Here is a 23,494-nt window from a genome sequence, read left to right on the forward strand (position 1 = left end):
ATCCGGGTCGCCGACCCGGCGGCGGGCGGCCGATCGCCGCTGCCACCGGGCCGATCGGCCCTGGGACGTCCCACTCCCCGCTCTTGACCGCCTAGGACTTCTTGCTCGGCGCGGCGGAAGCCTTCTTGCTCGGCGTGGCGGACGCCTTCTTGGTCGGCTTCGAGGAATCGGAGTCCGCGTCGGAGTCGGAGGTGGCGCCGGAGTCGGAGCCGGCGTTCGGGGAGGCGGAGGTCTTCGGCGGGACCGAGGCCGTGGGCTTCTGGCAGCCGGGCTGCTTCGCCATCGCCTGGCCCAGCTCGCCGTCCTCCAGCTTGGACAGGGCGTTCTGGTCCATCTTCTCGATCTTGGTCAGGCCGTCGGCGACGCCCTGGAGGCCGTCCGCGAACTTCTGCTGGTTCGTCGGGTCCAGCGCGTCGACCTGCTTCTTGAGCCCCTCGTAGGCCACCGCGGTGGCGTTGAGCTCCTTGATCGCGTCCTGCTGGACCTTCGCGCCGTTCTCGACGGGCGGGGCCCCGGCGGCCTCGACGGCCTTGGCGAGGGCGCGGTCGGCGTTCGCGATGTCCTGGAACGCCTTCGAGTCGGCGGCCTGGATCTCGGCCGGCTTGCTGTCGGCAGCCGTCGAGATGATGATCTGGTGGGCGTCGGCCCGCTTCTGGATCTGAGGCTTCGCCTGGTCGCAGAACGTCTTCGCCCAGGCACCCACCTTGTCGCCCTCGTCGTCGCTGCAACCCGACAGCGCGAGCACCAGTACCGCGCCGCCGGACAGTGCGGCCGCAAGCTTCTTGTTCAACGGATCGGTCCCTTCCAAGGCTCTCGGCCCCGGAACATACACGCCGAACGGGCTACTTCCACCTTTCGTGCGACGGATTCCTCCCACATTGCAGCCTTTTGACCCAAGGGATGGAGCTCCTGATCACCTCGGAAACACCAGGGAATGAGACGGACGCCACGTCAGGACACCGCCACCGTGCGCCTCTTGGATGCCAGGACCGCGCCGACCACGACGAGCAGCGTGACCGCCGCGACCGCCGTCCGCAGCCCGGCGCTCGCGTCACCGCCGTAGCTGAACCGCACGACCGCCGGGGCGATCAGCAGCGCGACCAGGTTCATCACCTTCAGAAGCGGGTTGATGGCCGGGCCCGCCGTGTCCTTGAACGGGTCGCCGACCGTGTCCCCGATGACGGTCGCCTCGTGCGCCTCGCTGCCCTTCCCTCCGTGGTTCCCGTCCTCGACCAGCTTCTTCGCGTTGTCCCAGGCGCCACCGGAGTTGGCGAGGAAGACCGCCATCAGCGCGCCCGTACCGATGGCCCCGGCGAGGTACGCGCCGAGCGGGCCGACACCGAGCGCGAAGCCGACCGCGATCGGGGCCATCACGGCGAGCAGCCCGGGCGTGGCGAGTTCGCGCAGCGCGTCCTTGGTGCAGATGTCGACGACCCGCCCGTACTCCGGCTTCTCCGTGAAGCCCATGATCCCCGGGTGTTCGCGGAACTGCCGCCGCACCTCGTAGACGACCGATCCGGCCGAACGGGACACCGCGTTGATCGCGAGCCCCGAGAAGAGGAAGACGACCGCCGCGCCGAGGATCAGCCCGAAGAGGTTGTTGGGCTGCGAGATGTCCATCGAGAGTGTCAGCTCGCCCGCCTTCACACCGAACGTGCCGACGTCGGCGACCGAGGTCGCGATGGCGTCCCGGTACGACCCGAAGAGCGCCGAGGCCGCCAGGACGGCGGTGGCGATGGCGATGCCCTTGGTGATGGCCTTCGTGGTGTTGCCGACGGCGTCGAGGTCGGTGAGGACCTGCGCGCCCGCCCCCGTGACGTCCCCCGACATCTCCGCGATGCCCTGGGCGTTGTCGGCGACCGGTCCGAAGGTGTCCATGGCGACGATCACGCCGACGGTGGTGAGCAGCCCCGTCCCGGCGAGGGCCACCGCGAACAGCGCCAGCATGATCGAGGCGCCGCCGAGCAGGAACGCCCCGTAGACGGTGAGCCCGATCAGCAGGGCCGTGTAGACGGCGGACTCCATGCCGAGCGCCACGCCCGCGAGGACGACGGTCGCCGGGCCGGTGAGCGAGGACTTGCCGATGTCCCTGACCGGCCGCCGGCTCGTCTCGGTGAAGTAGCCGGTGAGCTGCTGGATCAGCGCGGCGAGGACGACGCCGAGGGCGACCGAGACCAGGGCGAGGACCCGCGGATCGCCGCCATGGCCGTGGATGCCCGGCTCGGTGACGCCTTCGAGCTCGGCGTACGAGGACGGCAGGTACACGAAGGAGGCGATGGCGACGAGCGCCAGCGAGATCACCGCCGAGACCAGGAAGCCGCGGTTGATCGCGCTCATCCCGCCGCGGTCGGCGCGCCGCGGGGCGACCGTGAGGATGCCGATGACCGCGGTGACCACGCCGATCGCCGGCACCATCAGGGGGAACGCGAGTCCGTGGTCGCCGAAGGCCGCCATGCCGAGGATGAGCGCGGCGACCAGGGTGACGGCGTACGACTCGAAGAGGTCGGCCGCCATGCCGGCGCAGTCGCCGACGTTGTCGCCCACGTTGTCGGCGATGGTGGCGGCGTTGCGCGGGTCGTCCTCGGGGATGCCCTGCTCGACCTTGCCGACGAGGTCGGCGCCGACGTCGGCGGCCTTGGTGAAGATGCCGCCGCCCACCCTCATGAACATGGCGATGAGCGCGGCGCCGAGTCCGAATCCCTCCAGGACCTTGGGCGCGTCGGCGGCGTAGACGAGGACGACGCAGGAGGCCCCGAGCAGTCCGAGGCCGACCGTGCACATGCCGACGACCCCGCCCGTACGGAACGCGATCCGCATGGCCCGGTGCGCGACCTCGTTCAGGTCCTTCTCGGGTTCGCCCGGCGCCGGGGTGGCCTCCCGGGCCGCGGCAGCGACCCGCACGTTGGCCCGGACGGCGAGGCGCATGCCGATATAGCCGGTGACCGCCGAGAAGAGCGCTCCGACCAGGAAGAACAGGGACCGTCCGGCGCGCTGCGACCAGTCGTCGGCGGGCAGCAGCATCAGCAGGAAGAACACGGCGGCCGCGAAGACGGCGACGGTCCGCAGCTGCCGCGCGAGGTAGGCGTTGGCCCCCTCCTGCACGGCGGCGGCGATCTCCTTCATCCTCTCGGTGCCCTCACCGGCCGCGAGCACCTGGCGGACGAGCAGCCGCGCGACGACCAGCGCGGCGAGGGCGACGGCCGCGACGACGACCACGATCGTCCGGTTCCCGCTCGTGAGCACCGCCGCGGCGAGAGTTGTGGGGTACATGGAGACGGATCATAGGGAGACGAACCGGTACATACGGGGATGCGCCGATTAGTGGGCGAGGACGCGGGCACCCGGGAGCCGCCAAAAGACGGGCCCCCAGGAGCCGCCAAAAGAGAGGACGCCGGCCCCCAGGCGCCGGCAAAAGAAGAAGAGGCCCTGCGCCGCAGGGCCTCTTCTCTCACTACGTGTACGGGTCAGGACAGGACGTCCGCCGAGCTCACCGGCCAGGTCATGCGGATGGTGCCGCCGTCCTCGCCCGCGCTCACCTCGACGTCGTCGACGAGCCCGCGGATCACCGCGAGGCCCATCTCGTCCTCGCCGTCGGCGTCGTCGAAGTCCTCGGCCGGGGCCGAGGCCCGCGCACCGGGGACACCGGCGGCATCGGCCGCCGCCACCCCCGCACCCGGCACCTCGTCGCCGACCTCGATGGAGAACGTCTTCTCCTCCTCGGTCAGGACGACCCGGATGGGGGTCACGACGTCGTTGCTGCGGTGCAGCCCGACCGCACGGGAACAGGCCTCACCCACAGCGAGACGCACCTCGTCGAGGACCGCCTCGTCCACACCCGCCCGGCGCGCGACCGCGGCCGCCACCAGACGGGCCGTGCGGACGTGCTCTGGCTGAGCACTGAAGCGGAGTTCAACGGTGGCCATGCGAACCCCCTGGGCTCAGTCGACGGCGTTGACGGCCTCGTCGACCGAGGTGTGGATCGGGAACACCTTGGTGAGACCCGTGATCCGGAAAATCTTGAGAATGCGCTCCTGGTTGCAGACCAGACGCAGCGAGCCCTCGTGCGCGCGAACGCGCTTCAGGCCGCCGACGAGCACACCGAGGCCGGTGGAGTCGAGGAAGTCCACGCCCTCCATGTCGACGACCAGGTGGTAGCTGCCGTCGTTCACCAACTCGACCAACTGCTCGCGCAGCTTGGGCGCGGTATACACATCAATCTCGCCACCGACCTCGACGACCGTACGGTCACCACCAGCGCCGGACACATTGCGAGTCGACAGGGACAGGTCCACGGATCCTCCAGCACCTTGCTATCGGGCGATCGTTCCCTCGGGTCTCCGGGGCGGAGCCGAGAAACGAAACGCCAGCCGCGATGGCATTCAATCACTTACCTGCAGCCATGCACGACGCCTTGGAAGCATTGTCCGTCATGGCAGTGACACACTCGGTGCCGATGGCCAAGAATCACCGCCCCCGTCGTCCCGCCGGGGAAACGGGCAACCGCCCCTCTCCCGGCATGGTCCTCGACCGGCTCTCCTCGGGCGAGAGCCGGGCCGCGCGCATCACTCATACGGAGCACATGCCCGCCCGAGAGGGCCGCCATGCCGTCTGGCCGCACCGCATCCGTCCGGAGGTGATCGCGGCGATCCAGGCGGCCGGGATCGAGCACCCCTGGGCACACCAGGCGCAGGCCGCCGAGCACGCCCTGGACGGCGAGTCCGTGGTGATCGCCACAGGCACCGCCTCGGGCAAGTCGCTCGCCTACCTCGCGCCGGTCCTCAGCACCCTCCTGGACGGCTCGGAGGCCGCGAACGGCCGCGGCAGCACCGCCCTGTACCTCGCACCCACCAAAGCCCTCGCCGCCGACCAGCGGCGCGCCGTGCGGGAACTGGCCGCCCCGCTCGGCACCCGGATCCGCCCCGCCGTCTACGACGGCGACACGCCGGTCGAAGAACGCGAGTGGGTCCGCCAGTACGCGAACTACGTGCTGACCAACCCCGACATGCTGCACCGGGGCATACTCCCCTCCCACCCCAGGTGGTCCTCCTTCCTGCGCTCCCTGCGCTACGTCGTGATCGACGAGTGCCACACCTACCGGGGCGTCTTCGGCTCCCACGTCGCCCAGGTACTGCGCCGTCTGCGCCGGATCTGCGCGCGGTACGGCTCCGAACCCGTCTTCCTCCTCGCCTCGGCCACCTCCGCCGAACCCGCCCGGGCCGCCGGCCGCCTCACCGGCCTGCCGGTCACCGAGGTCTCCGACGACGCCTCCCCGCGCGGCGAGCTGGTCTTCGCCCTGTGGGAGCCGCCGCTGACCGAGCTGCACGGCGAGCGCGGCGCGCCCGTGCGCCGCACCGCCATCGCGGAGACCGCGGACCTGCTGACCGACCTGACCCGGCAGGGCGTCCGCTCGGTCGCCTTCGTCCGCTCCCGGCGCGGCGCCGAGCTGATCGCGGTGATCGCCCAGGAACGGCTGGCCGAGACCGACCGCGCGCTCGCCCGCCGCGTCGCCGCCTACCGGGGCGGCTACCTGCCCGAGGAGCGCCGCGCCCTGGAGCGGGCCCTGCATTCCGGCGAGCTCCTCGGCCTGGCCGCCACGACCGCCCTGGAGCTGGGCGTGGACGTCTCCGGCCTGGACGCCGTCCTGATCGCCGGCTACCCGGGCACCCGGGCCTCCCTGTGGCAGCAGGCGGGCCGCGCCGGCCGCTCGGGCGAGGGCGCCCTCGCGATCCTCGTCGCCCGGGACGACCCGCTGGACACCTTCCTCGTCCACCACCCGGAGGCGATCTTCGAGCAGCCGGTCGAGACGACCGTCCTGGACCCCGACAACCCGTACGTCCTCGCCCCCCATCTGTGCGCCGCCGCCGCGGAGCTCCCCCTGACGGAGCCGGACCTGGCCCTCTTCGGCCCGGCCGTCCCCGACCTGCTGCCCCAGCTGGAAGGGGCCGGCCTGCTGCGCCGCCGCTCCACCGGCTGGTACTGGACCCGCCGTGAGCGGGCCGCCGACCTCACCGACATCCGGGGCGGCGGCGGCAGCCCCGTCCGGATCGTGGAGGCCGGCACCGGCCGCCTCCTCGGCACCGTCGACGAGGCCGCCTCCCACACCGCCGTCCACGAGGGCGCCGTCCACCTCCACCAGGGCCGCACCTATGTGGTGCGGGAGCTCGACCTCAAGGACTCCGTGGCCCTCGTCGAGGAGGCCGTCCCCCCGTACTCCACCACCGCCCGCGACACCACCTCCATCACCGTCCTCGAAACCGACACCGAGATCCCCTGGGGAGCCGGCCGCCTCTGCTACGGCTCCGTCGAGGTCACCAACCAGGTCGTCTCCTTCCTGCGCCGCCGCCTCATCACCGGCGAGGTGCTCGGCGAGACCAAGCTCGACCTGCCGCCCCGCACCCTGCGCACCCGGGCCGTGTGGTGGACGGTCACCGAGGACCAGCTCGACGCCGCCCGGATCACCCCGGAGATCCTCGGCGGCGCCCTGCACGCCGCCGAGCACGCCTCCATCGGCATGCTGCCGCTCTTCGCCACCTGCGACCGCTGGGACATCGGCGGCGTGTCCGTACCGCTCCACCCCGACACCCTGCTGCCCACCGTCTTCGTGTACGACGGGCACCCGGGCGGTGCGGGCTTCGCCGAACGCGCCTTCCACACCGCCCGCGCCTGGCTGACGGCCACCCGGGAGGCCATCGCCTCCTGCGAGTGCGAGGCCGGCTGCCCGTCCTGCATCCAGTCCCCGAAGTGCGGCAACGGCAACGATCCGCTCCACAAACGAGGCGCGGTCCGCCTCCTCACGGAACTCCTGAGGGGAGCCCCGGAAACCCCGGAAACCCCAGAGGGCTCGGAGGCCCGGGACGACCTGGAAGGCCCGGAGAGCTTGGAAGGCCCGGAGGCACGGGAGGAGCTGGAGGCCCGGGTGGACCGGGAGGACCGGTCACGGGAGGGCCCGGAAGGCCCGGAGGTCCGGGTGGACCGGGAGGACCGGTCACGGGAGGGGCCGGACGCCCGGGAGGAGCTGGAGGCCCGGGAGGACCTGGAGGCCCTGGAGCGACCGGAGGCCCCGGAGGGCCCGCCCGCGACCTGACCGCGGGCCGGTACGGCCCCCCGACGACCCGGGCGGTCACCTCCGCGATCCCGTCCCGCACCGCGCACCGCGCCAGCTCGGCGCCCTGCGCGGCGGCCACCCGCGTGGCGGCCGTACACGCCTCGGCCTCGCCCCACAGGGCCCGGTCGGCGGCGGCGAGGGCCGCCAGGTCGGCGGCCCCGCCGGCCCGGTGCCTGGCCGCCACCGCCTGCCCGAGCGCCAGCACCGCCCCGAACACCACGCACAACGCACACGCCGCGAACGCGGCCCACACGGTCGCCGCCCCACGATCCGAACCGGGCCGACCTCGCCCAGACGGTTTGGCCGGGCCGGGGGTGGTCCGGTGCTCGCCGCCCGTCATGGCGCTCCCCCGCCCACCGAGTCCTCCGCGAGAGCCGCCGCGTCGGCTCTCAGGGTCACTCCCATGCCCCGGGGGCCCGGAGCCGCCGCCTCCACGGTCACCCGCCACAGCTCGCCCTCCCTCGCCACCGACACCCGGGCCCCCTCCGGCGCGGCGGCCCGGGCTGCCGCCTCGGCGGAGGCCGCCGGTTCCGAGCGGGCCGCCACCCTCGCCCCCGCCCGTGCCGCGTCCACGCACCTGATCTGCGCGGCGGCCGCGGCCAGCGCCCAGAGCAGCGTCACCGTGAACAGCGCGAGGACGGGCAGGACCATCGCCGCCTCCACGGTCACGAAACCCCGGTCAGAACGGCGCATCGAGGGCCTTCCCGATCACCGACTCCAGCGCCCCCGAGACCGCCCCACTGGTCACGATCTTGTAGAGCACCGCGGCGAACGCCGCCGCGGCGATCGTCCCCACCGCGTACTCGGACGTCGTCATTCCCTCGTCGCCGCGCGCTGCCGCCCGCCGCGCCTTCCACCAACCGCCCAGCCGCACCTTGATCCCCATGCCGACCTCCTCGTCCCGTCCTGCCTCGTCCCGCTGTGCCTCGTCGTGCCGTGCCATGTCGTGCCGTGCCATGTCGTCTCGCCTCGTCGTGTCTCGTCGTGTCTCGTCGTGTCTCGGCGCGTCTCGTCGTTTCGTCCCCGGCGTGTCGTGCGCCGCATCTCGCCATCGGACCGGTCGGGTCATGTCGCCGGGTCATCCGTCCAGCAGCCCCGTCGCGAGGCCGATCACCACCGGAGCCACTCCCACCGCCAGGAAGGCGGGCAGGAAGCAGAGCCCCACGGGCGCGCTGATCAGCACCTGCGCCCGGCGTGCCCCGGCCGCCGCCGCGCGGGCGCGGGTGGCGCGCAGGGCGGCCGCGTGCCGGGCGACCGCTTCCGCCGCCGGCGCCCCCGAGGAACCCGCCCGCTCCATGCAGCGGGCGAGTCCTTCGGCGCCCGGTATCGCGCCGAACCTCCCCCACACCTCGGCCGGTTCGCCGCCGAGCCGCAGCTCGGCCGCCGTGCGCGTCAGGCGCTCGCCGAGCGCACCGCCCAGGGACCGGCCCACCGCCTCCGCCGCCTCACCGGGCCCCGCACCTGATGCGGCGCACGCCGCCAACAGGTCGGCCGCGAGCGGAAGATGACGCGCCGCCTCCTCACCGTCCGCCGCCGGCGACGGGCCCCGCCTGGCGGCCGCCCGCCTCACTCCGGCGGCCGCCAGGGCCCCGGCGCACAGACCGCCGACCACGCCGAACAGAACCCAGCCGATGCCGACTGCCGCAAGGGGCACCAGCCAGGGCCCCGCCCACGAGGGTGGCCCGACGCGGGCCTTCGCGGGTCGCCGTTCCGGGCGCGCGAGGAGAACGCCCGCCCGCCGCCGCGTCCGGCGCGCCCGCAGCCCGCGCAGCACCTCCATGACGCTCTGCGTGCACAGGACCGCAGCCAGAAGCAGGAGGCCCGCCGTCCGAACGCCGTCCGGCACCTGGTGAACCCGTTCCTGGATCACGCCCGCTCCCCTCGTACGATCCGGGCGGCCCACCACAGTCCGGCCGCCTCCAACGCCCCGCCCACGGCGAGACAGCCCAGGCCCGCCGGTGTGTGCAGCAGCACCCGCAGCGGGTCGGCGCCCAGGGCCGCGCCGAGGGCGAGTCCGGCGGCCGGGAGCAGCGCGAGGACCGTCACCGTGGCCCAGGCGCCGGCCAGTTCGGCCCGCAGGCGGTCGCGCTGCTCGCGGTGGTCCCGCAGGGCGGCCTCGAGCCGGTCGAGCCCGGCGGCCAGGCCCGCGCCTCCGTCGACGGCCACCTGCCAGCAGGCCGCCATGCCCGCCAGCCCTTCGGCGCCGTCCTGCCGGGCCGCCCACCGCAGCGCTTCCGGGACGTCCCCGCCGAACCGGGCCGCCGCGAGGACCGGCGCCTCCGCGGCGCCGAGCGCGCCCGTCTCCCGGGCCGCGAAGGACAGGGCCTGCGCGGGCTGCCATCCGGCCCTCAGCTCTCCGACGACCGCCCCGCACAGGGCCACCACCCGCTCGGCCCGCGCCTCCCGTTCCTTCCGCCGCTCCGCGGTCCGCAGCCGCCGGCCCACCAGGGGCACCGCGAGCGCCCCCGCCACCAGCGGCAGCGGTGACTCGCCGAGGAGAGCGAGGACTCCCGCCACAGGCAGGCACAGCCACGCGCGCCGCCCGCGCAGCACGGCCCACCACCGCGCGGCCATCGCCGGCCACTCCCCACCGCCACGCCCGACCGGGACTCCGCCGATGAGCACCGCCCGCGCCCGTCCCGCACCGCGCCGCCGCTCGGCCGCCCACCACAGGGCGAGCACCGCGCAGAGTGCCGCCGTCCCGTGTGCCGCGCCCCGCACCGGCACCAGTTCCACCGTCACCGTGCTCCCCCTCCGATCAACGACCTCAGCCGCTCCCAGCCCCGCTCCCGCTCGAACCCGGCCGCGCCCCACCGCAGCGCCGGCACCGTGCGGACCAGGCCGTCCCTGTCCCGCTCCAGGACATGCGCCTCGGCGATCCGCCGCCGCCCGTCCCGGTCCCGTACGACGTGCAGCACGACGGACAGGCCCGCGCCCAACTGGCTGTGCAGGGCCGCCCGGTCGAGCCCGGCCGCCGTCCCCAGGGCTTCGAGCCGCGCCGGAACGTCCGCCGCCGTATTCGCGTGGACCGTTCCGCAGCCGCCCGGGTGCCCGGCCTAACCGTGCAAAGCGCTTCGCAACGGTCCGGTCTTTACGCGCGCCCTCGAAGGTACGTATGAGCCAGAAGACCGTAGTCATCTACGACCGCCTGTCCCGCCTCTTTGCCGAGGAGGCACCCGACCACCGCATCGCCATCTGCAAGGCGTACGCCGCACAGCGCGGGTGGAAGGTGGTCCACGTCGCCACGGACACCAACGTCAGTGGTGCCAGCAAGTTGGAAGACCGACCCGGTATGCGTGAGGTGCTGACCTGGCTCCCCCGCGCTGACTACGTGCTCGCCGCAAAGCTCGACCGGTACGCGCGCAGCGTCCGCGAGTTCTCACGCCTGGTGGAGGCCGCTGGGTCAACCAGGGCAACGGTCGTCACAGCAGACGGGATGATGTCTCCGGAGAACGGATCGTTCCTCGCCAACCTGCTTGCCGCGTTCGCTGAGTACGAGCGCGACATGATCACCGCCCGCATTCAGGCATCCAAGGAACACTTTCGTTCGCGCGGCAACCACCTTGGAGGACTCGCCCCGTACGGCTACGTGTCCACGGGCCCGGTCAATAACAAGCGTTGGGCCATCGACGAGACGGCCGCCGCCATCATCCGCGAGTGCGCCGACAAGATCATTCATCACGGCGCGTCCGTCGCGGGGCTTGCACGGGAACTCACCGCGCGCGGCATCCCTTCCCCGGCAGACCATGCCCGACAGCGCGACGGTCGCAGGGTACGCGGAACCAAGTGGCACACGACGACGCTGCGGGATGTGCTCTACACCCCCGCTCTTCGCGGGTGGCTCGTACAGGCCAAGCCGGGGAGCAAGCGGGGAGCACTGACCCACCAAGCCGTACTCGACGCGGAAGGGCGTCACGTCTCCGCCGGACCCGCCATCCTCGACGCACAGACGTGGACCAACGTCCGCGCGGTGCTCGACAGCAAGGCCAAGGGTCGGGGCGTTGACCGACCGAGCCGGGGCAAGGCGCTGCTCCTCCACATCGCGCGCTGTGCCGAGTGCAGCGGACCCATGTACAAGCAGCGCCGTGCCGTGAACGGGAAGGACTACAGCACCTACGTGTGTCCGAAGGGCGTCGGCAAGGCAGGCATTCACCGGCCGAACGTCGTTCTCGCGTCAGCCGTGGACGAGCTTGTCACTCGCCGCTACCTGACCGTGTTCGGTGGTTCTTACCTCAAGCGTTGGGCCGAACCGGACGGCAGCGCTGTGCTCCAGCTCTCCGAGGTTCGGACGCAGATTGACCGCTTGGCTGGAAGCCTTGCTCAGTTGGACCCGAGCGGCCGAGCGGGTCAGCTCGTGATTCAGCAGATCACCTCACTTGAACAGCGCGAGATCGAGTTGCGTAAGGAAGCCGACCACGCCGAGGGGCGATGGGTGGACGCAGGGGGCCCGGTCTCCGCTGAGTGGGAACGGCGCGACGACGAGGGGCGGCGGGCGCTGCTCGCGGACATGGGAACCCATGCCGAGATTCGACCGGCCACGCCCGGCGCGCCGAAGCGATTCGACGCATCGCGGGTAGTCGTGCGCTTCGACGGACCGGCGTGGGTCCGGGAAACCGATCCGGCTACCGCTGAACTGATCGCCATAGCAATGGATGAGGCGGAAGCGTAAAAACAGCAGCGCATATGGGCCCCGTTCGGAGTGATCCGGGCGGGGCCCTTAGCTTTGCCCCCAGGGAAGCCACAGATAGCCGCGTGAGCGTCTTGCGGGCCCAAGGTGGGACCAACTACCGGGACGCCAGTGCGGGGCCGCCAGAGAGGCACACAGAGCCTTTGATGCCAGCAGAGTGGAAATCGCCGTAACACAGCGGGCAGGGGGCGAGTGTGTCGAGTGCTGTTTACGAGGAGCGTTTCACCAAGCCCTATAGAAACCCTTATGACTCTTGAACTTTCATCCGAGAATCAACACTCACAACATAACCCCAGGTCAGAGGGGGTCTATCGCTGTGTCGATTCTCAAAGCCGTGCCGATCCCGCCTCGCTGAAATAGGCGGCATTTCCTATGCATATAACGAAACGGTAACAGTGGTGCCGCCAATGTCCGTTCCGCCCGCGTATGTACTTCACCAACCACCTCTCTATAGGTAGGGGCGCGTCCGCGTGATTCGTTGTCCTGGCGTCCCAGGGTTTCGCGCTTACCTGCACTGCCCTAAAAACGATCCCTATTTGATTGGAGCCGCGCATGTCCCCTGACTTGCAGGCAGATGCCCAATACGCTTTCCACCAGTACCGCACGGGCGCTATTGCCGACCCATATACGGCGCTCAACTGGCACGCGCTATTCGCCGTGGAGCTGCTTTGCGATGACCTCGTGACGGGCGACGAGGTAAAGGAATCGGTAACGGGTCTAATCGCCGTGCTCAACATCGCGACCGATTACCGCAAGGCGCAGGCTGCCGACTCCGAGGAGGTCTAACAATGGCCAACATTTTTGCCGTTAGCAACGTCGTTGCCAAGAATGCCGCATCGCTACTTAAGGCTGAGCTAGTTCTAGGTCGTCTCGTGTTCCGTGACGCCGAGGCTGATTTCATCGGCGGGCGAGGCGACACGGTAAGTGTTCGCATTCCACGTGTACTACAGGCGTCCAAGTTCACCGGCTCCACCTCGGCTATCAGTACGCCACTCAATGAGCAGACTGTTTCCGTGAAGCTCAACACTCACGCCATGCAGCCACTGGAGCTGACCGCTAAGGACATGACGCTGAATGTCGAAAACTTCAGCGCGCAGGTCCTTATGCCGCAGGTTGCCGGTGTGGCCGAGATGATCGAGGAGGAGATTGCCACGGTGATGCAGCCGGTTATTGCCAGTGCCACGCTGACAATCGATCCGGCCAACCCTCGTGACGCCATTACTGAGGCGGGCGAAATTCTCGACACCCGCAAGGTCGGCGCTAAGTCGCGTGTCCTGGTGGTGAGCCCGAACGTTAAGCGCACACTGCTAATGGACCCGAACCTTTCGAATGTCGGGTCTGCCGGTTCGCCGTCCGCTCTCCGTGACGCGATTGTGGGTCGCCTGCATGGCTTCGACGTCTACATGTCGCCATTCATCACCGACGGCGCTGTCGCCATGACTCGTGAGGCATTCGCCGCTGCCATCAAGGCACCGGCTAAGCCCGAGTCGGTTTCCGGCGCATCGGCCACTGATGAGGATAACCAGGGTTACGCAATGACTTGGTTCGTTTCCTTCAACGGTGAGACGCGAACGGAAATGAGCGTCGTTGAGGCATTCGTGGGCGCTACCGTCCTAGACACTAAGCGCGCGGTCGGCCTCAAGTTTGTTCCGGCTACGTAAGGAGGGGTGATTGTGGCCGAGGTAGAGAATGCGCCGGAGACGCCACAGGAGCCCGCTGTAAGCCCTGGGGAAGTTTCTGAGGTGGAATTGGGCCCCCCAGCCGGCCGGACCTCTCAGAATGGCGCAGAGACGGTTTCAGAAGGCCCCTCACTGGATGACCTAAAGGCCGAATTGCAGCAAGCCTCTACGGCGCTACGCACGTCCGAGGATCTACGCCAGAACCTCAATGCCCAATTGGACGACGCGGAGGCCCGCGTAAAGGCTGCCGAGGTTGCCCTAGAGCGTGAACGGGTCGGCCGTCGCCATGGGCTGCCGGATGAGCTAATGGGATTCCTGCGCGGCGAGTCTGCCGAGGAACTAGAGGCCGAGGCAAAGACGCTCGCCAAGTACGCGGCTGTAGGCCGCTCTGGGTTCGGAACCGGTGGCCTTGATCCGACCGACTCCAGCGATGGCGGGGCTGTCGGCCGGATTCTTCGCGCACAGCGGGAGTTCTAATGAATCGGCAGTCCGATTTCAACGCGGCTGCACAGGATTATCACTCGGCACAGGTTGATATCTCCGAATCGCTAGTGGAGCGGGTCATGTCCTGGTGGCGTGGCCTGTCTCCACAGCGAGCGGCCGAGGGCTCATCCGCTGTGGTGCGTGAATATCAAGCGCTAGTGAGCCAGTCCCGCAGCCGGTCGTACGCCGAGGGCGTGAAGTATCACAATGCGGCCCGAGAGGCAGCGAACGGCAAACCGGCCCCCGAATCTGTATGGGACAACCGAGACCTAGCCGCCGAGTCTGGCAAGGCCAAGACGTCGTATTACGTCCACACTGCGCCGCTCCGAAAGGAACTCCAGCGGGGCCGGTTGGATGACCCGGAATTCATCAAGGCCCTTGACGACGTGATGCAAAGCGCAGGGCGAAACCTTGCTCTAGACGCTGGCCGACTCGCTGAATCGGGCGGTCGTGACGCGCTGGCCGAGGCCCGAGAGAATGACGCCGAGGTGATCGGTTGGTATCGAAAGACGGATGCCGACCCGTGCGGTTTCTGCGCCATGATCGCCAGTCGCGGGGCGGCTTACTCCGACTACATGGAGCCGGATCAATTCCACTCGGGTTGCCACTGTCAGACCCTCCCGTTGTTCCGGGGAATCGAGATCCCCGCCGAGGACGCAGCAAAGCGGGACGAGTACCTAGCTCGCTGGAATGCAACGGACGGCAGCGGGGCCGACCAAGTGAGGAATTTTCAGCGGGAGTTCAATGCAGAGCGAAAGGCGCGGCGTGATGGGCAGTGAGCGACAACTGTCTTGCCGATATTGCGGCGTTGAGGATTTCAACCCTCGGTGTCCGTTCAACGGGGTGCGTGCGGGTGCGTGCCGAATGGTCACGACCATGTCTTGGGATGAGTACCGGATATGGAAGCAGGATCGGAAGCAGCGCAAGGAAACGCCCTAATGGCATGGGAATCAAGTAATCGGCGCGAGCGGCTACCGGCCAATTGGCACAAGCTGCGGGGCCGAGTAATTCGACGTGCTGGGGGTCGATGTCAGGCCGTCCTCATGGACACCGGCCAGCGCTGCGGGGAAACGGGCAGGGACGTGGACCACATCACGCCGGGAGACAACCACTCGCTAAACAACCTGCAATTGCTCTGTCGGTGGCACCACACGCGCAAGACTCAGGCCGAGGCAGCGCAAGCGCAGGGGCCCCGGCTACGAACCAAGATTGACCGGTCGGATAGGGAAGCCCCGCCGTCGCCCTGGTGAGCGGTTTCGCTCGCATTCTGCATGGCGCCTTGCTTCTAAAGGTCACGTTTAGTGGCGTAAGGGGTGGGGGGTGACCCGGAAACGAAGCCTTTCCCAACCGCAAGGTGGTGGCACCTGCCTGGCTGTACGGGTAATGGGGTCGCCGAACCGGCTTCCGATCACCAGCCGTAACACCATCGGCCCCGGGTGCCTTCGAATTTCAGGCGGTTCCCCGGCCGGCGAGAACTGCGAGCCCTGACGCCGCAAGGGTTTTGACCCCTTCGATTCCTAGGCGGGAAGCAGGTTCGGGGGCGTCACCAGTCGGGCGCGTTCGTAGAGGTCCCGCGCTGCATGGTTTTTCAGGTACGGGCGAATGCGGCTGTGCATAGCGGTAATGCTGCGGTCGCACTGCCCGGACTGGACGAGGGGGTATATCTCCAGCACGCTCCCCCATGTTTCGCACGCCGCCTCTAGGTGGCCGACTTCTAGTTGCCGTTCTGCCAGCATGGACAGATAACGGATACTCGTTCGCCGGAAAGTGCTGGGACGGAGCCGGTTGGATTCCTTGAGTGATTCGATGGAACCCGCCAAGTCACCCATTTCGTAGCGCACTTGGCCGACGTGGTAGGCCAGCGAAGAAGGGTTGTAGGACCCGAAAGTCTTGGACTGAGACTCGGCTTTCTCCATGGCCGTCTCAGCTTCCTGGATGCGCTGTAGGGCCATGCGCCCGTTGCCCTCTTGTGCGGCTGCGTGCGCCTGCTGTCCGGCGAGGAATGCGCGCATTCGGGGACCAGCCTGCGGGGAAGAGGCTGCGGCGGCATCGGCGAGGCGCAGTGCTTCGGACCCGTGCCCGAGGTCTACGGCCTGAACGCTCATTCCTCGGAGAGTGGTGCAGAACGTGAGGTGATCTTCGGACGCCCCGGCGAGTTCAAGCGCTTTCAGGTAGTAGCGCTGCGCCATCCCGTGAACGCCCTCGTCCACGGCCATGTATCCCGTGAGATAAGAAAGATCCGATGCAGCAGCCATCATCGCTTTGCGGACGTTGTCCGGAGCATCAGCACGGAGATATGGGGCGACGGTGTTGACCAAATAGGCGGCTGCCATCGGCCGCGCTGTCCGTCCGCCGAATTGGTCGTCAATGTCTGAGAGGCGTTCGGTCATGGCGATGACTGATTGAACGTCGGACATTCCGATGCGCTGCGTCTCGCCCTTTTGGGCGGCTTCCATTCGGCCGACCACGTCCGGCCAATTGGGCACAGTGAGGGCGACAGAGAACAGACCTACTCCGAGCACGCTCCTGCGCGATGGGTCCATGTCTGCCCTCCCCAGGTCTAGCAGCCCTTCCACGGTACTGGGGAGCGCGCCGGACTCTTCGGCGGGAGGGGGCGGGAATCCCGCTTCGCTGTGCGTGATGGGGCGTCCGAGTTTCCGGGCCAGCGCTTCCAAGATCAGCGGGCGGACGGCCTCTTTCGGCATGTGCCCGTTGAGCCACTGGTGCACTGAGGGTTCCCGGTATTTGAGGGGGGTTCCCCGCTCGGTGCCCAGCTTGTTGACCTCTTGGGCGAACTGGCGGAGCGTCCAGCCGGTTTCCCGGTGCAGTCGGGCGAGCGTGTCATTGGGGCTAGCCACCGGTCATCAACTCCCCGCGTCTTCAAGTCGCTTAAAGCTCTTAAGTCGTCGCGCTGTCGCAACGGTACCTCTCCCCTGTGGTCACGCGGTTGCCTTCTGTGAGCAGCCGAACGAGCACGAGAGGTGCAGCCATGAGCAGCCCTGAGAGCGCACGTGAGCACCCCCGAGACTGGGAGGCGGGGGAAACGGCGCTGGACGTCTCTACGGGCCGCGTAGGCCGCGTCATGGGCCACGTGGGACCGCGCTACCAACTCCGCCCGCTGAACGGTGGCCGGGAGTGGGAGGCGGACCCGGAGAGTCTGGAGACCGCATACCAGTCGGACGCCCTGAGTGCCGCTGTGGTCACAGCCAACACGAGCCAGCGGATAAGGGAGCGGATGTGAGAGGGCTCCTCAGGTTCACCCCAGAACAGCGCGCGGAGATCGACGCCGGATTGGTGCGGATCATCGCGGAGCGGGAGGCCCGGGAGTGGGAGGCGGCCATATGGCGTGCGGCTCCCGTCCTCGTTCGGAGCGCTGCGGAACAGCTCACCCCAACCAAGGAGGTACAGCCATGACGGCAACCGCGAACGACCTCAAGACCGGCCGCGCGCTGGTCGGCTCGGACCTGTTCGACAGCATCGCCGAGTTCACCGTGACCCACTTCGGCTACGACCAGGAGAAGGCGGAGCGGGCCACGGATCAGGCTCTCGCGTTCCTCGCCACGGTCGGCACGGCCACGGTCAAGATGGTGCCGAGCGACGACGTGGACGGCGCGCTGCACGCGTTCATCCTGCACACCGCCGACTACCGCGAGTTCTGCGAGACGCACGCGGGCCGGTTCCTGGAGCACAACCCGCGCCCCGGTGGTGGTGGCCGGGTCCTGGAGGAGGTGCAGGCGACGGCGCACGCGATCAAGGCCAACGGGTTCATGGTGCTGGACTCGTTGTGGACCGTGAACGGCGAGAACGCGGCGCAGTGCGACTCTGACTGCGGGCGCGACTACCGGGCCGCCTGACGGCCAGCTGACCCGTACTGGTGAGGGTGGGGCCGGTTCTCAACTGCGGGGACCGGCCCTGCCGTTGGAAGGTGAAGCATGATTTTCGATGGCCCCTACAGCCCGCCGGACGGTGCGCTGCAACTCCTCAATCCCGGCCCCGCCGAACTGGTCCTCAACCGGCGCGGGTCGTCCGTATGGAAGGTCAAGACCGAGGCCGGTCCCTACGCGGTGAAAGTGGGCTACCCGAGTCGGACGCACGCATGGACCGCGCTGGCACCTGCCCGTGAAGCCGCCGTTCTGCGACAGCTCACCCATGAACGGATTTTCAGCGGGGAGTGGGAACACGGCACGTGGGGCGCTCAGCCGTGGCGACGCGGCGACAGCCTCTACGACCGGTGGGCGCCATGCCGGGACGGCGAGGCCGAGCCGAATCTCGGAGAAGCCCTGTCGTGCGCTGTGGCCCTGTCGGGGCTGCACGGGATGGGATGGGTGCACGGGGACGTACAGCCCGCGCATTTCCTCCTGGGGGAGTCGGCCGGGGCGTTCCTGATCGACCTGGCGCTGTCCAGTGGGGGGCGGATTCCCCGCGCCTATGACTTCCCGTACCGGGGCTGTCTCGTCCACTACGAAGCGCCGGAAATCTCGGCCAGCGTGTTGGACACGGGGACGGCGACGCCGACGCCGGAAGCGGACGTGTACGCGCTGGGAGCGGCACTGTTCATCAGCGCGACGGGGTGGCGGCACGTGGACTACCCGGACGACGCATCCCGGGAGGAACAGCGGTGGGCCATCGTGGCGCGCCCTCACCGCCCCGTGGACGTGTCCGGAGCGCTGGGGGGCCTCATCCCTCACATGCTCAGCCGTTCGTCCGCTGACCGGCCTACCAGCGCCGAGGTCTGCGAGAGGTTGAGCGCGGCCCTGTAGGGCTGAGTCAGGCCCCGTCTGTGCGCTTCCCCCACGGCGCATGGGCGGGGTTTCGCCGTGTGTGCTGCACGGTTCTATGTATGGTTTGGGCAGGCACTCACCTTCGTGGCCTGTGTTGAGCGCGGCGAGCAGGTCCACGGCCTCGCCGCCTCTGACCTCGCCGACCACCAGCCGGTCGGGGCGCATCCGGAGCGCCTGGCGGACCAGGTCCCGCAGGGTGACGAGCCCGGCGCCCTCCTGGTTCGGGGGCCGCGCCTCCAGGCGCACCACGTGCGGGTGGTCCGGCCGCAGCTCCGCCGAGTCCTCGGCGAGCACGATCCGCTCCCGCTCCCCCACGAGCCCCAGAAGCGAGGCGAGGAGCGTGGTCTTTCCCGTCCCGGTGCCGCCGCTGACGAGGTACGACACGCGGGCGTCGATCAGGGCGCGCAGGATCGGGGCGCCGTCCGGTGGCACGGTGCCCGCCGCGACCAGCTCCTCCAGCGAGAAGGCTCGCGGGCGGACCACGCGCAGCGACAGACAGGTCGAGCCGACCGCGACCGGCGGGAGCACCGCGTGCATCCGGGTGCCGTCGGGGAGCCGCGCGTCGACCCAGGGCCGGGCGTCGTCGAGCCTGCGCCCGGCCACCGCCGCGAGCCGTTGCGCGAGGCGGCGGACGGCCGCCGCGTCGGGGAAGGCCACCGGGGCCCGTTCGAGACCGGTGCCCCGGTCCACCCACACCCGGTCGGGTGCGGAGACCAGGACGTCGGTGACCGCCGGGTCGGCGAGCAGCGGCTCCAGCGGACCGGTGCCGATCAGCTCACACCTCAACTCCTCTGCCGCGCCGAGCACTTCCGCGTCGCCGAGCAGCCGCCCCTGGGCCCGCAGCGCAGCCGCCACGCGCGCCGGGGTGGGCTCCGCGCCGCTCGCCGCGAGCCGCTGCCGCACGGCGTCGAGGAGCCCCGCCCCGCTGCCCGCGCCGGCACCCGCACCCCAGGCCTCGGCCCCTGCCCCGGTCATGCCGCACCACCGGGCGTGAGGGCGCGCTCCCAGAAGGCGCCGCAGAACCGGCCGAGGGGCCCCCGGGGCTCGGCGCCCGGCGGGACGCCCGCGTCCTGGTCGGCCACGATCCCCGGGTCGTAAGGGAGTTCACCGGCGAGCGGCAGCCGCAGCGCATCGGCGACCCACCGCTCGTCGAGTCCCGCCGCGTACGGCCCGCGGACCACGACGCGCAGGTCCCGCACGGCCGGGCCGATCGTCGAGACCATCCGGTGGGCGGCCGCGACGGCCCTCAACTCCCCGGGGACGACGAGCAGTCCGAGGTCGAGCTGGGCGAGGGCTTCGGTGACCGCCGGGTCGGTCCCGCGCGGCAGGTCGACCACGACGGCCCCGCCCCGGCGCCGCGCGGCGGCGAGCACGGACCGCACGGCCTCGGGCGGCACCGGCGCCGCCGCGTCCCTGTCCCAGCTGAGCACCCGCACCCCGCGCACCGACGGCAGGGACTCCTCCAGGGCCCCGCCGGCAAGACGGCCCTTCGAGGCGGCGAAGTCGGGCCATCGTCTGCCCTCCTCGCACTCGCCGCCGAGCAACACGTCGAGCCCTCCGCCCAGCGGGTCGCCGTCGACGAGCAGCGTGCGGTGCCCGGCCCTCGCGGCGGCCAGCGCGAGACCGCAGGCCAGGGTGGAGGCTCCCGCGCCGCCCCGGCCGCCGACGAGGCCGACGGTCAGCGCCGGCCTGCCCACGCCCTCGGCCGCGTCGGCGAGACGGTCGACGAGGAGGTTCTCGGCGGCCGGGAGGCTCAGCACGCTCTCCGCGCCGATCTCGACCGCCAGCCGCCACACCTCCGGATCGTCCCGGTCGTGGCCGACGAGGAGGGTCCCCGGCCGGCGCACCGCTCCCCGGCAGCGGGCCGCGACGTCGTCTCCGACCAGGACGAGCGGCGGGTCGGTCCAGCTCGCCCGCCGCTCCGGCACCCGGTGGTGCACCTCGGGCTCGACCCCGGCGGCGGCGCACAACCGCAGGAGGTCGTCGAGCAGCCCGAGGTCCTCGGTGACGATCAGCGGCCCGGCGCGGCGCGCCCCGTCCGCTTCCGGCCCCTCCGCTCCCGGCGAGCCCGCCCTCCGCGGCTCCGGCCCCCGCGGGTCCCGTCCCCACGGCGCCGAACCGCGTGTCGTACCCCTGGCCCCGGAAGTCCTGGATGTCTCCACGGCGCACACCCCTCTCGTGATTCCTGCCGTCCGCGAACTTCGCGACAGGAATCACCGTGGGGCCGTCCCGGAAATCGTGCCGATCTTGCCGAAAAACTGTGGATAGGCGAGGGGCTGTGAATAACTTCGCCACCCCTCCGGGGACTGTCCGGAACGCAGCCTGCCGATTACTGTGAGTGATGGATCGAGAGCCGGGCGGGGCCTCGGTCGACTCATGACCGACGAACGGAAGGAAGGGAGCGGCCGATGGCACGCAGGGCCAAAACGGCTCCGGACATGCGACGACCCCCGCCGGGGGGGAGAGCGGGGGTCGTCTCTCCGGCCGACTCGGGGGGGGAGGAGCCGGACCGGGTTAGCACGGTCGCGAACGATCCGTGACTTCCATGGTGTACCCGACAGCCTTCTCAGGCAAACCCACGCGCCCGAGCGTACGCCGAATGGCGGGCACCTATGCTCGGGCTTGTGGAAAACCACTCCTTGCCGCGCACAGCCGCCTTCTTTGACCTGGACAAGACGGTCATTGCGAAGTCATCGACGCTGACCTTCAGCAAGTCCTTCTACCGGGGCGGACTGATCAGCCGCCGCGCCGCCCTGCGGACGGCCTACATCCAGTTCGTCTTCCTGGTGGGCGGAGCCGATCACGACCAGATGGAGCGGATGCGTGAATATCTTTCCGCGCTCTGCAAAGGCTGGAACGTCGCCCAGGTGAAGGAGCTCGTCGCCGAGACCCTTCACGATCTGATCGACCCGATCATCTACGACGAGGCCGCCTCCCTCATCGAGGAACACCACGCCGCCGGCCGCGACGTCGTGATCGTCTCGACCTCCGGCGCCGAGGTGGTCGAGCCGATCGGCGAGATGCTCGGTGCCGACCGGGTCGTCGCCACCCGGATGGTGGTCGGCGGGGACGGGTGCTTCACCGGGGAGGTGGAGTACTACGCCTACGGGCCGACGAAGGCGGAGGCGGTCCGGGAGCTCGCGAAGTCGGAGGGCTACGACCTCTCGCGCTGCTACGCGTACAGCGATTCGGCGACCGACATCCCCATGCTGGAGGCCGTCGGCCACCCGTACGCGGTCAATCCCGACCGCACGCTGCGCCGGGAGGCCGTGGCCCGGGAATGGCCGGTTCTCGCCTTCGAGAAGCCGGTGCGCCTCAAGCAGCGGCTGCCCGATTTCCGGATGCCGCCCCGCCCGACGCTCGTCGCCGCGGCGGCGGTGGGAGCGGCGGCCATCGGAGCCGGACTCGTCTGGTACGCCGCCCGGCGCCGGCAGTCGGCACTCACCCAACGAGTCGCCGGGGACTTTGCCCGAATTTGAGCAGTCGGCGGAGAAGTGGAGCCAGCACTTTCGCTTCCACCCGGACAGGAGTAGAAAGGAATCAGGCCCGCGAGACCGAGGACATCCGAGAGGATCACCTGTTGAGCATGAAGGCCCCACGGACCTAGCACTGAAACCGGGCACCCACGCGACGTCGACCCGTCGATTACGGGCCAGCCGCACCAGGCCACGGGCAAAGTTCCCGGCCTGATGGGCACATATCGAGGACGCTTGGTAACTGGGTGGACGTGCCAGCGGCGGTACCAGGACTGGTGCCGCCGCAACCCATTTCCGGACCCGGTCGCTCCCTCGCGAAGGCCCTACCCCCGCGAAGGTCCCGCCCCGGAGCCCGGCCTTCTCAGGCGGCGCCGCGCTGGAGGGCCTCGCACACGGCCGTCGACTCCCGGACTCCCAGTTCCACCGAGCGCCCGCAGTGCGCGATCCAGGCGCCCACGCCGTCCGGGGTCCCCGACAGGTACCCCTCGAAGGCGGCGAGGTAGGCAGCCCGTCCCAGCTCCGCGTGGCCGACCTCGGCAGAGCAGATCGCCTTGGGGTCGAGGCCGCTGCCGACCAGCGCGATCCTCTCCGCCGCCCGCGCGACCAGGCCGTTGTACGAGGTGAAGGGGCGCAGCGCGAGCAGCTCGCCGTGCACCACGGCCGCCGTCACGAGCGCCGGGGCCTCGCTGCCCGCGACGATCAGCTCGGCGAGGCCGTCGAGCCGGCCCGCGACCTCGGCGGGCGTCGGCAGCGGGGCGCTGATGAGCGGTTCGTCGACCGTCTCGCCGTCCAGCCGGGGCCGGCCCACCGAGTCGCCGACAGCCGAGCCCGCGCCGGTGCCGGCGCTGCCCGGGGCACCCACGTCGCCGGCGGCGACCAGGTGGAGCCGGGCGAGCACGCGCAGCGGGGACTGGCGCCAGATGGAGAGCAGCTGTCCGGCCTCGGCGCCGAGGCGCAGGGCGGCGCCGACCGTGCGGGCCTCGGCGTCGGCGCTGAAGTCGGTGCGCCGGCGGACCTCTTCCAGGGCCCAGTCGGCCCCGGACAGGGCGGCCGAGCCGCGGGCGCCGCGCAGCGCCGCCTCGGAGGAGATCTCGTTGCTGCGGCGGCGCATCACGCGGTGGCCGTAGACCCGGTCGACGGCCTTGCGTACGGAGTCCACCGCTTCGGCGACGCCCGGCAGGGAGCCGAGGGCGGCCAAGGGGTCAGAGGCGTGCGTACTCATAAGTAGGGAGGCTACGCGCCCCGGGGGCCCGCCCCACGTTGGAGTGGTCTTCTTCACGCAG

At 70.2% G+C, this 23,494-nt stretch carries 21 protein-coding genes and 3 pseudogenes; 10 read left to right on the forward strand and 14 right to left on the reverse strand.

Annotated features, from left to right (window positions below; genetic code table 11):
- Positions 1 to 91: 91 nt before the first annotated feature.
- From ACN9M0_RS16240 to ACN9M0_RS16255, 4 genes are all read right to left on the reverse strand, one after another.
- Complete coding sequence (locus ACN9M0_RS16240; RefSeq protein ID WP_426403802.1) at positions 92 to 790, reverse strand: small secreted protein; 699 nt, start codon at positions 788 to 790, stop codon at positions 92 to 94.
- Between the two features lie 161 nt (positions 791 to 951).
- Positions 952 to 3,270 (reverse strand): sodium-translocating pyrophosphatase, encoded by a 2,319-nt coding sequence (locus ACN9M0_RS16245; protein WP_399699372.1) that lies wholly within the window; start codon positions 3,268 to 3,270, stop codon positions 952 to 954.
- A 194-nt stretch (positions 3,271 to 3,464) separates the two neighbouring features.
- The gene (locus ACN9M0_RS16250; RefSeq protein WP_366036907.1) at positions 3,465 to 3,923 is read right to left on the reverse strand and encodes an ATP-binding protein; all 459 of its coding nucleotides are present in this window, start codon (positions 3,921 to 3,923) and stop codon (positions 3,465 to 3,467) included.
- Between the two features lie 15 nt (positions 3,924 to 3,938).
- The gene (locus ACN9M0_RS16255) at positions 3,939 to 4,292 is read right to left on the reverse strand and encodes an STAS domain-containing protein (RefSeq protein ID WP_015034520.1); all 354 of its coding nucleotides are present in this window, start codon (positions 4,290 to 4,292) and stop codon (positions 3,939 to 3,941) included.
- Positions 4,293 to 4,372: 80 nt separating this feature from the next.
- Here ACN9M0_RS16255 and ACN9M0_RS16260 point away from each other — a divergent pair, with 80 nt between their 5' ends.
- The gene (locus tag ACN9M0_RS16260; protein WP_426403803.1) at positions 4,373 to 7,084 is read left to right on the forward strand and encodes a DEAD/DEAH box helicase; all 2,712 of its coding nucleotides are present in this window, start codon (positions 4,373 to 4,375) and stop codon (positions 7,082 to 7,084) included.
- 40 nt (positions 7,085 to 7,124) lie between these two features.
- On the opposite strand, the pseudogene ACN9M0_RS16265 reads toward ACN9M0_RS16260, so the two are convergent.
- From ACN9M0_RS16265 to ACN9M0_RS16290, 6 genes and pseudogenes are all read right to left on the reverse strand, one after another.
- Positions 7,125 to 7,445 (reverse strand): annotated as a pseudogene (locus ACN9M0_RS16265) (Rv3654c family TadE-like protein); the annotation flags it as partial.
- Positions 7,442 to 7,798 carry a TadE family type IV pilus minor pilin gene (locus ACN9M0_RS16270; protein WP_366036909.1) on the reverse strand — a complete coding sequence of 119 codons (357 nt, stop codon included), beginning with the start codon at positions 7,796 to 7,798 and terminating at the stop codon, positions 7,442 to 7,444. The gene ACN9M0_RS16270 and the pseudogene ACN9M0_RS16265, both read right to left, overlap by 4 nt.
- Positions 7,785 to 7,991, reverse strand: a complete 207-nt coding sequence (locus ACN9M0_RS16275) for a DUF4244 domain-containing protein (RefSeq protein WP_366036984.1) — start codon at positions 7,989 to 7,991, stop codon at positions 7,785 to 7,787. The genes ACN9M0_RS16270 and ACN9M0_RS16275 overlap by 14 nt, the downstream gene beginning before the upstream one ends.
- Positions 7,992 to 8,183: 192 nt before the next feature.
- The gene (locus tag ACN9M0_RS16280) at positions 8,184 to 8,975 is read right to left on the reverse strand and encodes a type II secretion system F family protein (protein WP_426403804.1); all 792 of its coding nucleotides are present in this window, start codon (positions 8,973 to 8,975) and stop codon (positions 8,184 to 8,186) included.
- Entirely contained in the window at positions 8,972 to 9,847 is an 876-nt protein-coding gene (locus ACN9M0_RS16285; RefSeq protein ID WP_426403805.1) for a type II secretion system F family protein, read from the reverse strand. The genes ACN9M0_RS16280 and ACN9M0_RS16285 overlap by 4 nt, the downstream gene beginning before the upstream one ends.
- A pseudogene (locus ACN9M0_RS16290) lies at positions 9,844 to 10,158 on the reverse strand (ATPase, T2SS/T4P/T4SS family); the annotation flags it as partial. The gene ACN9M0_RS16285 and the pseudogene ACN9M0_RS16290, both read right to left, overlap by 4 nt.
- Before the next feature lie 62 nt (positions 10,159 to 10,220).
- Between ACN9M0_RS16290 and ACN9M0_RS16295 the strand changes: the two are divergent.
- The 6 genes from ACN9M0_RS16295 to ACN9M0_RS16320 all read left to right on the forward strand — a co-directional run bounded on the left by ACN9M0_RS16295 (position 10,221) and on the right by ACN9M0_RS16320 (position 15,204).
- Positions 10,221 to 11,774, forward strand: coding sequence for a recombinase family protein (locus ACN9M0_RS16295; RefSeq protein WP_426403806.1), 1,554 nt, complete (start codon positions 10,221 to 10,223; stop codon positions 11,772 to 11,774).
- A 570-nt stretch (positions 11,775 to 12,344) separates the two neighbouring features.
- Positions 12,345 to 12,578 (forward strand): hypothetical protein, encoded by a 234-nt coding sequence (locus tag ACN9M0_RS16300; protein ID WP_216322993.1) that lies wholly within the window; start codon positions 12,345 to 12,347, stop codon positions 12,576 to 12,578.
- A gap of 2 nt (positions 12,579 to 12,580) precedes the next feature.
- Positions 12,581 to 13,453 carry a P22 phage major capsid protein family protein gene (locus ACN9M0_RS16305; RefSeq protein WP_426403807.1) on the forward strand — a complete coding sequence of 291 codons (873 nt, stop codon included), beginning with the start codon at positions 12,581 to 12,583 and terminating at the stop codon, positions 13,451 to 13,453.
- Positions 13,454 to 13,687: 234 nt separating this feature from the next.
- Positions 13,688 to 13,948: a hypothetical protein gene (locus tag ACN9M0_RS16310; RefSeq protein WP_426403808.1), complete on the forward strand. Its 261-nt coding sequence runs from the start codon at positions 13,688 to 13,690 to the stop codon at positions 13,946 to 13,948.
- Positions 13,948 to 14,733, forward strand: a complete 786-nt coding sequence (locus ACN9M0_RS16315; protein ID WP_426403809.1) for a hypothetical protein — start codon at positions 13,948 to 13,950, stop codon at positions 14,731 to 14,733. Before ACN9M0_RS16310 ends, ACN9M0_RS16315 begins: the two co-directional genes overlap by 1 nt.
- A 264-nt stretch (positions 14,734 to 14,997) precedes the next feature.
- Positions 14,998 to 15,204, forward strand: a complete 207-nt coding sequence (locus ACN9M0_RS16320; RefSeq protein WP_426403810.1) for an HNH endonuclease — start codon at positions 14,998 to 15,000, stop codon at positions 15,202 to 15,204.
- A gap of 267 nt (positions 15,205 to 15,471) precedes the next feature.
- Here the strand turns inward: ACN9M0_RS16320 and ACN9M0_RS16325 are convergent, their stop codons facing one another.
- Positions 15,472 to 16,812, reverse strand: coding sequence for a tetratricopeptide repeat protein (locus tag ACN9M0_RS16325; RefSeq protein WP_426403811.1), 1,341 nt, complete (start codon positions 16,810 to 16,812; stop codon positions 15,472 to 15,474).
- A gap of 552 nt (positions 16,813 to 17,364) precedes the next feature.
- Here ACN9M0_RS16325 and ACN9M0_RS16330 point away from each other — a divergent pair.
- Together ACN9M0_RS16330 and ACN9M0_RS16335 are read left to right on the forward strand one after the other, a co-directional pair.
- Entirely contained in the window at positions 17,365 to 17,808 is a 444-nt protein-coding gene (locus tag ACN9M0_RS16330) for a hypothetical protein (RefSeq protein ID WP_426403812.1), read from the forward strand.
- Positions 17,809 to 17,886: 78 nt separating this feature from the next.
- A complete protein-coding gene (locus ACN9M0_RS16335; protein ID WP_426403813.1) occupies positions 17,887 to 18,714 on the forward strand; it encodes a protein kinase in 828 nt (275 codons plus the stop codon).
- A 93-nt stretch (positions 18,715 to 18,807) separates the two neighbouring features.
- Here the strand turns inward: ACN9M0_RS16335 and ACN9M0_RS16340 are convergent.
- Together ACN9M0_RS16340 and ssd are read right to left on the reverse strand one after the other, a co-directional pair.
- Positions 18,808 to 19,710 (reverse strand): annotated as a pseudogene (locus tag ACN9M0_RS16340) (TadA family conjugal transfer-associated ATPase); the annotation flags it as partial.
- On the reverse strand, positions 19,707 to 20,750 hold the full coding sequence (ssd, locus tag ACN9M0_RS16345; protein WP_426405304.1) for a septum site-determining protein Ssd: 1,044 nt from the start codon (positions 20,748 to 20,750) through the stop codon (positions 19,707 to 19,709). The pseudogene ACN9M0_RS16340 and the gene ssd, both read right to left, overlap by 4 nt.
- Before the next feature lie 597 nt (positions 20,751 to 21,347).
- On the opposite strand from ssd, the gene ACN9M0_RS16350 reads away from it, so the two are divergent.
- Positions 21,348 to 22,214 carry an HAD family hydrolase gene (locus ACN9M0_RS16350; RefSeq protein ID WP_366036911.1) on the forward strand — a complete coding sequence of 289 codons (867 nt, stop codon included), beginning with the start codon at positions 21,348 to 21,350 and terminating at the stop codon, positions 22,212 to 22,214.
- A gap of 358 nt (positions 22,215 to 22,572) precedes the next feature.
- On the opposite strand, the gene ACN9M0_RS16355 is transcribed toward ACN9M0_RS16350, so the two are convergent.
- Entirely contained in the window at positions 22,573 to 23,433 is an 861-nt protein-coding gene (locus ACN9M0_RS16355) for an oxidoreductase (protein ID WP_426403814.1), read from the reverse strand.
- Between the last annotated feature and the right edge of the window lie 61 nt (positions 23,434 to 23,494).

This window comes from Streptomyces sp. R-07 (assembly GCF_049913175.1).
Taxonomy (GTDB): Bacteria; Actinomycetota; Actinomycetes; order Streptomycetales; family Streptomycetaceae; genus Streptomyces.